General features: G+C 66.5%; 8 protein-coding genes. 6 read left to right on the top strand and 2 right to left on the bottom strand.

What is annotated here, in order from left to right; translation table 11 throughout:
- Positions 1-1,173, top strand: a 1,173-nt coding sequence (locus tag VFW69_RS06365; RefSeq protein WP_526499288.1) for a PPE family protein, incomplete at its 5' end; no start/stop codon positions are given.
- Between the two features lie 219 nt (positions 1,174-1,392).
- Here the strand turns inward: VFW69_RS06365 and VFW69_RS06360 are convergent.
- Positions 1,393-1,989 (bottom strand): TetR/AcrR family transcriptional regulator, encoded by a 597-nt coding sequence (locus VFW69_RS06360; RefSeq protein WP_526499286.1) that lies wholly within the window; start codon positions 1,987-1,989, stop codon positions 1,393-1,395.
- A gap of 165 nt (positions 1,990-2,154) precedes the next feature.
- Here VFW69_RS06360 and VFW69_RS06355 point away from each other — a divergent pair, with 165 nt between their 5' ends.
- The 3 genes from VFW69_RS06355 to VFW69_RS06345 are packed head-to-tail and all read left to right on the top strand — an operon-like array spanning position 2,155 to position 6,015.
- On the top strand, positions 2,155-4,383 hold the full coding sequence (locus VFW69_RS06355) for an acyl-CoA dehydrogenase family protein (RefSeq protein WP_526499284.1): 2,229 nt from the start codon (positions 2,155-2,157) through the stop codon (positions 4,381-4,383).
- Between the two features lie 8 nt (positions 4,384-4,391).
- The gene (locus VFW69_RS06350) at positions 4,392-5,600 is read left to right on the top strand and encodes a thiolase family protein (protein WP_526499282.1); all 1,209 of its coding nucleotides are present in this window, start codon (positions 4,392-4,394) and stop codon (positions 5,598-5,600) included.
- 4 nt (positions 5,601-5,604) lie between these two features.
- On the top strand, positions 5,605-6,015 hold the full coding sequence (locus VFW69_RS06345; RefSeq protein ID WP_526499280.1) for a Zn-ribbon domain-containing OB-fold protein: 411 nt from the start codon (positions 5,605-5,607) through the stop codon (positions 6,013-6,015).
- Between the two features lies 1 nt (position 6,016).
- Here VFW69_RS06345 and VFW69_RS06340 read toward each other — a convergent pair whose 3' ends face one another.
- A complete protein-coding gene (locus VFW69_RS06340) occupies positions 6,017-6,994 on the bottom strand; it encodes a LacI family DNA-binding transcriptional regulator (protein WP_526499278.1) in 978 nt (325 codons plus the stop codon).
- A 296-nt stretch (positions 6,995-7,290) separates the two neighbouring features.
- Between VFW69_RS06340 and VFW69_RS06335 the strand changes: the two genes are divergently transcribed.
- Positions 7,291-8,661: an amidohydrolase family protein gene (locus VFW69_RS06335; protein ID WP_526499276.1), complete on the top strand. Its 1,371-nt coding sequence runs from the start codon at positions 7,291-7,293 to the stop codon at positions 8,659-8,661.
- A gap of 2 nt (positions 8,662-8,663) precedes the next feature.
- A partial coding sequence (locus VFW69_RS06330) for a CoA transferase (protein WP_526499274.1) occupies positions 8,664-10,486 on the top strand: 1,823 nt, incomplete at its 3' end.

Here is a 10,486-nt window from a genome sequence, read left to right as displayed (position 1 = left end):
TACCTCGCGTGGATGAGCACAACTGCCACCCAAGCTGAGCTAGCCGCCACACAGGCCAGGGCGGCAGCAGCTGCCTATGAGACAGCGTTTGTCATGACGGTGCCGCCGCCAGTGATCGCGGCCAACCGCACCCTGTTGATGACGTTGGTTGCGACAAATCTACTTGGGCAGAACACACCGGCGATCGCGGCGACCGAAGCCAACTACGCCGAGATGTGGAGCCAGGATGCTGCCGCGATGTACGGTTACGCCGGCTCGTCGGCGGCAGCATCGACACTGATGCCATTCGCCCCGCCGCCGACAACCACCAACCCGGCCGGTGCGGCCGACCAAGCCGCCGCGCAGTCCATCATGTCGAATGGGCCGCGGGTGATCTCCACGCTCCCCCAAGCGCTGCAGGGGCTCGCGTTACCCGCGGCAACGGCATCGCCGCTGTCGGCTCTGTCGGACTTATTGGCCGATCCGTCGTCCACACTGCTCACGGCCCTGACAGCGATCGTAATTCCCCTGACGGCCATCGACATACCCATAGCGGCTACGAGTGCCACCGCGTCCACGACGAGCGCGACGGCATCGTTCACATCGGTAGGAACGACGTACCGAAGTTTTCTGATCAACGCCGACCGCGATTTTGCTGCGGGCAAGGGCCCGTACACGGGCTACGGGCCGGGCGCGGCCATGGTCCCACAATGGCTATTCGGCGGCCCAAACGCTCTCGCTGAAGCATCAAGTGCGACAACGGGATCGGTGGCCGGCGGCCTGGGTCGAGGCACCAGGGTCGGCGCGCTGTCAGTGCCATCAAGTTGGGTATCGGCGGCTCCGGCATTCCGCCCTCTCGCCTACGCCCTGCCAATCACGGGGGCCGACGCCGCGCCCGAAATGGTTGTAGGCAGCTCCGGCAACCTGTTCAGTGAGATGGCACTGGCCGGTATGGCCGGACGTGCCGTCGGTAGCACCGCTTACCTGGGCCGCGGGGATCAGCGCATCAGGGTAACTAGCCGCGAAAACCCGAAGCCGCCGCCGCGAGCGCAAGGCGAGCCGGTGACGGAAATCGCGGCCGAGTTGCGCGAACTCGCAGCACGGGCACAATCGCTCCTGGCCAAGCTGGCCGACTCTGGGCTCGTGACTGACGGGGAAATCAGCGAGCAGAAGCGCCGATTTCTCGGCTCATAGGGCGAGCACCCACTCAAAGCGAATACCACTCGGCATCGTTGTGCTGCAGAGGACCTCAGCCAGGCACATGCTGGCGGCCGCCGGAGTTGAAGCTTCAGTCGTCCAGCATTCATTGTTCGGGACACCCGCGACCGCAGTGATCAGGTCCGCAGCGCCGTGGGGGTGAGGAAACAGGTCAGTAGCCTCGGATGTTGGTGCCGGTCGGCTGATCGGCGATCGTCAGCCTTCGGTGAGGGCTTCCACGATGAGCCGGGTGGTCCGCTCGGCCCGCCGGCGCGAATAGGGCTGCGCGCCGGAAAGAATCGGGTACACCACCCCGCCGACGATCGCGTCTGCTGCCGATTCGGCGATCGCCTCGTTGATGCCGTCGGCCAGCAGCCGGGCCCGCACGCTGTCGTGCAGCGGCGCACTGAATCCGGCGCGCAGTTTGACGGCGGTGTCCTCATGTTCCATGCAGGCCACGGTCAGCGTCCGCAGCATGGCCGAACCCCGCGGCGTCGTCAGGCTTGCGAACAGCTTGCCCACCCAGCCGACCAGGTCGGTGCTGAGGTTGCCGCTGTGGCCGACCGACGCGAGCAGCTTGTCGGCGTCTTCCAGCATGACGTCGGCGACCAGCGCGGGGCGGGTGGGCCACCATCGGTAGATGGTCTGCTTGCCCACACCGGCACGGGCGGCGACCGCTTCGATGGTCAGCCCGTCGAAGCCGCGCTCGAGGAGCAGTTCGCGGGTGGCGGTCACGATCGCTGCGCGGGACTTCTCGCTGCGCCTCCTGGGCGAACCCGCTTGCGCGTTCGCTCTGCTCAGATCGGTTGGCATCTGGTGGTCCTCGCTTCTGCGAACTCAGATCGAAAGCCGGGTGATCGGGCGCGCTTTACATATCCAGACTCGCGCCGGTAGTCTTCCACAAGACGAGACGGTCCGTCTTGTAGCGAAAGGATAGCAGTCGGTGCGGCCAACGCCAGTTATCTCTCGGCCGTCCTCGTGACCCTGGGACTGAGCCCGGAGCAGCAGGAGCTCAGCGATGCCGTGGGGCAATTCGCCGCCCGCAACGCTCCCATTGCCACGACGCGTGATAGGTTCGACGACCTCGCTGCCGGGCGCGTACCCGGATGGTGGGATGCTCTGGTTGCCAACGGTTTTCATGCCGTGCATCTGCCCGAAGACCTCGGCGGCCAGGGTGGGCGGCCGATCGATGCCGCATGCGTTCTGGAAGCGGCGGGCAAGTCGTTGTTGCCCGGACCGCTGCTGCCGACGGTGGCCGCCGGAGCCGTCGCGCTGCTCGCCGATCCGACGCCCAAAGCGCAGTCACTCCTACGCGACCTTGCGTCCGGCGTCACTGCGGCGGTTGTGTTACCCGACGACGACGGCGGCCTGCAGGCGCGCGACGAGGACGGGCACTGGCTGATCAGTGGTGCGTCAGCGGTCACCGCGGGCGTGTGCGCGGCGCGGGTCATCCTGGTCGGCACGCGGACCCAGGATGCCGAAATCGTCTGGGCGCTCGTCGATCCCGAAAAGCCCACGGCCACGGTCGAAGCCATCCCCGGCACCGACCTCGTCGCCGACGCCGGAATCCTGCGCCTGGGCGACTACCGGGTGGCCGGCGCCGACGTGCTCAGCGGCATCGACCCGGCGCGCGCCCGCTGTGTGGTCCTCGGACTCGTCGCCAGCATGACCGCCGGCATCGTCCAGTGGTGCGTGCAGGCCGTCACCGCGCATCTACGCATCCGTGAGCAATTCGGCAAGGTGATCGGCACGTTCCAGGCGCTGCAGCACAACGCGGCAATGCTTTTGGTCAACAGTGAACTGGCCACCGCGGCCGCCTGGGACGCGGTACGCGCCGTGGACGAACCACTCGACCAGCACCGAATCGCCGCCGCCGGCGCGGCCGTGATCGCGATCTCACCGATCCCGGACCTGGTGCTCGATGCCCTGACGATGCTCGGCGCCATCGGGTTTACCTGGGAACACGACGTGCACCTGTACTGGCGGCGGGCCATCAGTCTGGCGGGATCGATAGGTCCGGCGAACCGCTGGGCGCGCCGGCTGGGGGAGCTTACATGCACCCAGACGCGCGACATGTCGGTGAATCTCGGCGACGCGGAATCCGAATTCCGTTCCTGGGTGGCCGAGACGCTGGATGCGGCCGCACAGTTGCGCAACGACAAACCCGCGCCGCACGGTGATTACGAGCACCTGGCCACCGGGCCGCAACGCACGTTGATCGCCGACGCCGGTCTCATGGCGCCGCACTGGCCGGCGCCGTGGGGCGTCGACGCGGATCCGTTGAAACAGCTCATCATCGACGAGGAGTTCGCTAAGCGACCCGGTCTGGTGCGGCCATCGCTGAACATCGCCGAATGGATCCTGCCCTCCGTGTTGGCCGCCGCGCCAAAAGACTTGCAGGAGAAGCTGATCCCGGCGACGCAACGCGGCGACATCCTGTGGTGCCAGCTGTTCAGTGAGCCGGGAGCAGGCTCCGACCTCGCGTCGCTGGCCACCCGGGCGACCAAGGTCGATGGCGGCTGGCGGATCAACGGCCATAAGATCTGGACGTCGTTGGCGCAGTACGCCGACCTGGGTGCGCTTCTCGCGCGCACCGACCCCGAAGCCAGCAAGCACCGCGGCATCGGCTATTTCATCCTCGATATGCGATCCTCCGGCGTGGAGATCCAGCCGATCAAAACGGCGACCGGGCAGGCACACTTCAACGAGGTGTTCCTCAACGACGTCTTTATTCCCGACGAGATGTTATTGGGCGGGCCGACCGACGGTTGGAGCCTTGCGATCGCCACGATGGCCGAAGAGCGTTCGGCCATCGGCGGATACGTCAAGTTCGACCGGGCCGTCGCCCTGCGCCGGCTCGCCGCTCAACCCGGACCCGACCGTGACGACGCGTTGCGTGAGCTCGGCGAGCTCGACGCCTATACCAACGCGATCAGGGCGCTCGGGGTGCGGGAGACCATTCGGCTGCTCGACGGCCAGGCGTCCGGCCCGGCGTCCAGCATCGCCAAGGTCGCCATGAATGTGTTGCTGCGCCGCACCTTCCAGGCCACGCTGCAGTTAACCGGGCAGGTCGCGATGGTCGACGACCCCGACGCTGCGGTCGTGGAACCCTATTTGCATCTGCCGGCCGAGCTGATCGGCGGTGGAACGAGGGAGATCCAGCTGAACATCATCGCGCAGATGATTCTCGGTCTACCCCGAAAGTAAGGGACAGCATGGGATTACGTGGAGAAGCCGCGATCGTCGGATACGTCGAGCTTCCGCCCGAGCGGCTCAACAAAGCCTCGCCCGCGCCGTTCGTCCTCGAACAATGGGCGGAGCTGAGCGCCGCCGCGCTCGAGGATGCGGGTCTGCCCGGAGAGGTCGTCAACGGGATCGTCGCGTCACACCTGGCCGAGTCGGAGATCTTCGTCCCCTCCACGATCGCCGAATACCTGGGCGTCGGCGCGCGATTCGCCGAGCATGTCGATCTGGGCGGCGCCAGCGCCGCCGCCATGGTGTGGCGCGCCGCCGCGGCCATCGAGTTGGGGATCTGCGACGCCGTCCTGTGCGCGCTGCCCGCTCGCTACATCACTCCCTCGTCCAAGAAGAAGCCCCGTCCCATAATTGATGCGATGTTCTTCGGCTCGTCGAGCAACCAATACGGCTCTCCCCAAGCTGAATTCGAAATCCCCTACGGCAACCTCGGCCAGAACGGACCATACGGTCAGGTGGCCCAACGCTACGCCGCGGTCTATGGCTACGACGAGCGAGCGATGGCCAAGATCGTCGTCGACCAGCGGGTCAATGCCAACCACACCGACGGCGCGATCTGGAAGGACACGTCGCTGAGCGTCGACGACGTGCTGGCCAGCCCGGTCATCGCCGACCCGCTGCACATGCTCGAGATCGTCATGCCCTGCGTCGGCGGCGCCGCCGTCGTCGTCGCGAGCGCGGATGTCGCCAGGCGGTCGCGCAATCGTCCGGTGTGGATCAAGGGATTCGGCGAACACGTCCCGTTCAAGACTCCGACGTATGCCGAGGACCTGCTCAACACCCCGATCGCCGCCGCGGCGGACACCGCGTTCGCCATGACCGATCTGAGCCGTGAGCAGATGGACATGGTCTCCATCTATGACTGCTACACCATCACCGTCCTGCTCTCGCTGGAAGACGCAGGCTTCTGCGAGAAGGGCAAGGGCATGGAATTCGTCGCCAACCACGACATGACCTTCCGCGGCGATTTCCCCCTCAATACGGCCGGCGGACAATTGGGCTTCGGCCAAGCGGGTTTGGCCGGCGGAATGCACCACGTGTGCGACGCCACTCGCCAGATCATGGGACGCGCCGGTGCCGCGCAGGTCGCCGATTGCAACCGGGCCTTCGTGTCCGGCAACGGCGGCATCCTGTCCGAGCAGACCACCCTGATTCTGCAAGGGGACTGAGGCGATGAATTTCGAACGACCGATGCCCGTGAAAACGCCCACCAGCGCGCCGTTTTGGGATGCGCTGGGTGAGCATCGCATCGTCATCCAATACTCGCCGTCGCTACAGGCCTACGTGTTCTACCCGCGGGTGCGCGCGCCGCGCACCCTGGCCGACGACCTGGAATGGCGCGAGATCTCCGGGATGGGCACCCTGTACTCCTACACGGTGGCCCACCGGCCGGTCAGCCCACACTTCGCCGACGCCGTGCCCCAGCTGCTCGCCATCGTCGAATGGGACGAGGGCCCACGGTTTTCCACCGAAATGGTCAACGTCGATCCGGCCCGCCTCAGGGTCGGGATGCGGGTTAAGCCGGTGTTCTGCGACTACCCGGAGCACGAGGTCACGCTGCTGCGTTACGAGCCCGCCGACTGATCTAGGTCGACGACCGCACCACCAGGTGGGCGATGTCGGTCAGTTCGGAAGACTCCGGCGCGGGGTGCCCCAGCCGCTCGAACACTGCGGCAAGCGCAGCGTCGGCAACCGCGCAGGGATCGAATTGCACGGTGGTCAACGGCGGCGTACTCACCACGCCCATCGGGCTGGCGTCGACGCCCATCACCGCGAGGTCGCCGGGACAGCGCAGCCGTGCTTGGTGAATGCCGTAGAGGACGAGGCAGGCGATCTCGTCGCTCTGCGCGCACACGGCGGTCACCCCGTCGCCCACCCAGCCGGTAACCACGTCGGCGGCGTTGTCCAGGGTGACCTCGTCGACCCGCACCGCGGGGAGGTCGCGCAACTGCGCCGCTCGCGAAACACCCTCGAACCAGTAGTCACCCAGCGGGCGCCATCGGGCAATCCCGGTGTAGGCGAACGCGATCCGGCGATGGCCGCGCTCGACCAGGTGATCCACCCGCATCTCGCCCACAGACAGATGCGGGTCTTTGAGCGCGGGCAGCGTCCCGATCTCGATATGGGGGATGTCCGCCGCGGTCACCGCTTGGCGGGCGGCGGCGCTCAAGGGGAACAGGCTGGTGATCGCGACCGGGTCGAGATTCTCGATCGCGTCCACCACGTGCTGGTCGTCGTCGGTTTCGAAAATCTGCACCTGTAGAAAACCCTGACGGGCCAGCGCGGTGGTCATCCGGCTGCCGGCCTGCATCGGCATCTCGCCCACGGCCACATGGGGCACCACGTAGAGCACCACACCGCTTTTGCCGCGCGCGAGGTTACGGGCGGCGAGGTTGGGCCGGTAACCCAGGAGCTTGGCCGCGCGGTACACCGCATCGCGGGTTTCCGGCGAGATGCGGCGGCCCTGCGCGTTGTTCAGTACATAGCTGACCGTGGCGGTCGACACGCTGGCCAATCGGGCCACGTCGGCGGTGGTCGGACGCGCCGCCTTGTTGGTGCTCAACTTCCGTTACCTTCCGGGCCCGGTCATGCCCCATGGTGGCACGCGATGCTCGTTGGCATCGCGCCATATCGCGCCGGGAGTTCGCAGCCGGCGCACTCGTGTTGACTAATAGTCCATATCGCCAAGTTAGCTGGAGAATGTCTGCTGCCTGCCGTGCGACTTGGCTGCGCGCGGCTGCGCTGTTGTGGTCCAGCAGATTAGCGCGCACACGCCCTCGTCAGCGCACGGCGACCCTGGTTGACACTGTGATGCACACCATTATCTACTAGTCGCTATAAGTCGACCCGAGGAGCGGCATGAATAAGGACGATCTGATTCTGGTCAGCGTGGACGATCACATCGCCGAGCCGGCCGACATGTTCGACGCGCACGTTCCCGCCACCTACAAGGACCGCGCCCCCCGGGTGGTCCTCGAGCCCGACGGCATCCAGCAGTGGTACTACGGCGAGATCCGCGGACGCAACATGGGCCTGAACGCCGTCGCGGGAAAACCGCGCGAGATGTACAACATCGACGCCTCACGCTACGACGAGATGCGGCCTGGCTGCTTCAACGTGGACGAGCGGGTGCGGGACATGAACGCCGGCGGCCAGCTGGCGGGATTGAACTTCCCGAACTTCACCGGGTTCTCCGGTCAGGTGCTCAACCAGGGTCCCGACCGCGAGACGAACCTGGTGATGATCAAGGCCTACAACGACTGGCACGTCGACGAATGGTGTGGGGCCTACCCGGGCCGGTTCATCCCGTGCGGCATCCTGCCGCTGTTCGACGTGGCCGAGGCCGCTAAGGAGGTCAAACGCCTCGCGGACAAGGGTTGTCACGCGGTCACGTTCTCCGAAAACCCAGAGGCGTTGGAGATGCCCAGCATTCACACCCGGTACTGGTACCCGTTGTTCGAGGCCGTCTGCGAAAACAACACGGTGTTGTGCACCCATGTGGGCTCCGCGTCGCGGTCTCCGCAGGTGTCGACGGACGCCCCGCCCAGCGTGCAGATGACGGCCTCGTCGATGATGAGCATGTTCACCTTCACCGAGCTCATCTGGGCGCAGTTCTGGGCCGACTTTCCGCAACTGAAGTTCTCGCTGACCGAGGGTGACGTCGGCTGGATCCCGTACTTCCTCTGGCGGGCCGAGCACGTCTACAACCGGCACTCGGGCTGGACGCTGGCGTCCTTCCCGCCCGGCTACAGCGGGCCCACCGATGTGTTCAAACGACACTTCTACACCTGCTTCATCAGCGACAAAGTCGGTGTGCAAAACATGAATTGGTTCAACGAGGACATGCTGTGCTGGGAGTCGGACTTCCCGCACTCCGACAGCAACTGGCCCTTCGCGCCGGAGGACATCGTCGCCACCATGGGCCACCTCGACGACCCGGTCATCGACAAGATCACGCACCAAAATGCCATGGCGGCATACTCGTTCGACCCATTCCGGTACATCCCGAAGGAGCATGCACGCGCCGGCTACCTGCGCGCGCAGGCGACGGACGTCGATGTGGTCACCCATGTCGGCCGCCAGGCCAGCCAGCGTGACCGTGACGCGTGGACACGGATGACGCAGTTCGCCCTGCAGGCGCAGGCCTCGGCGCAGGCGCCGGTGACGGTCGAGGCCCCCGATATTTCCGGGCGATCCGCCCGGCGCCGCGCCGCCACCCTGGGCAACTGAGCGTGGGAGCCGAGGCGCCGTTCGCGGACTGGCGCGTGCTGGAGTTGTGCAACGGCCTGGCGGCATCATACTGCGGCAAGATGTTCGCCGACGCCGGCGCCGACGTGGTGAAAGTCGAGTCCTCACAAGGAGATGCGTTGCGCGGCTGGTCGGCCGGCGGACCGCCCGGGGCGTTGTTCGGCTATCTCGCCGCGGGCAAGAAGTCCATCGTGAATCACGGTCAGACCGAGATCACGTCGCTGCTGGCCGGCGCCGACCTCATAGTCACCGACCTCAGCGACGGATGGACGCTCGACGCCATCACCGCACACACCGCCGCGTCGGCGGTGGTGGTGGCCGTCACGCCCTTCGGCACAACCGGCCCCTATGTCGAGAACCAGGTCGCCGCTAACGAATTCATCCTCCAGGCGTTGTGCGGATCGATCGCCGGTCGCGGTTGGCCCGACGACGAACCGGTCCAGGCAGGTGGGCGGCTCGGCGAGTGGCTGGCGGGCACGTTCGCGGCGGCGGTGGCTGCGGCGACAACCCGGCGTGCCGTCGGAAGCGGCCGCGGCGAGGTCATCGACGTCTCGACATACGAGGCCATGGCGATCGCTATGGGCGGCCTGTCAGCAATGTCGGCCAGCGTGTTGGGCGCCGATTCGCTGCTGCACGAACGCAGTTTGGAGCTGCCGTCGATCGTTCCGACGGCCGACGGCATGGTCGGCTTCTGCACCATTACCGCGCAGCAGTTCCAGGACTTTTTGGTGATGATCGGCCGCGCCGATCTCGTTGACGACGCCGAACTGGCATCGTTTGCCGGGCGGGTCGAGCGCCGCGACGAATTCCTGGGCATGGTCACCGAATGGACCGCGTGCCGAACCACCCAGGAGATCGTCGATCTCGCGGTGGCATTCCGAATTCCGGTCGCCCCCATCGCCACTCCCGAGATGCTTCCCAAGATCGACCACTTCGTACAACGCGGCGTGTTCGTTGAATCACCGGCCGGGGTGCTGGCGCCGCGGGTGCCGTATCGCAGCGACGCGATGATGACCGGGGCGCCCGCGGAACCGCCGCAACTCGGTGCCGATAGCGGGCGCGTGCGATGGCCCGCGCGCCCCGAATCGCCGCGCGGCAACCACGCCGATGCACTGCCGTTGTCCGACGTCCGGGTCACCGACTTCACCGCCTTCTGGGCCGGCCCGGTCGCCACCCAACTTTTGGGCGCGCTGGGCGCCGACGTCATCAAGATCGAGGGAGTGCGCCGGCCCGACGGCATGAGGTTCTCCGCCGGCCGCCCGCCCGACTGGGATCAATGGTGGGAATGGGGCCCGGTGTTCTTGTGCAGCAATAACAACAAGCGGGGTGTCAGCATCGAACTCGGCACCGACGCCGGACGAAAGGTCGCGCTCGAGCTCATCGCCGCGAGCGATCTCGTCGTCGAGAACTTCTCCCCCCGGGTAATGGCGAACTTCGGTCTGGAATGGGATGCGGTGCGCGCGGCCAACCCGCGGGCGATCATGGTCCGGATGCCCGCGTTCGGCCTCGACGGCCCGTGGCGCGATCGGGTCGGCTTCGCGCAGACGATGGAACAGGCGACCGGCATGGCGTGGACGACCGGACATGCCGACGGCCCCCCGGTGATCCCGCGCGGAGTGTGCGACCCGATCGCCGGCCTGCACGCCGCCTTCGCCGCCGTCGCGGCGCTGGTGATCCGCGACCGCCAGGGCAGCGGAATGCAGGTGGAATCGACCATGGTGGAGGCCGCGCTGAACGTGGCGGCTGAAATGCTGGTCGAGTATTCCCGTAACGGAATTGCGATGCGCCGCAATGGGAACCGTGGTCC

This window comes from Mycobacterium sp., assembly GCF_036273375.1.
Lineage (GTDB): Bacteria > Actinomycetota > Actinomycetes > Mycobacteriales > Mycobacteriaceae > Mycobacterium.
This window is presented reverse-complemented; position numbering and strand designations above follow the sequence as displayed.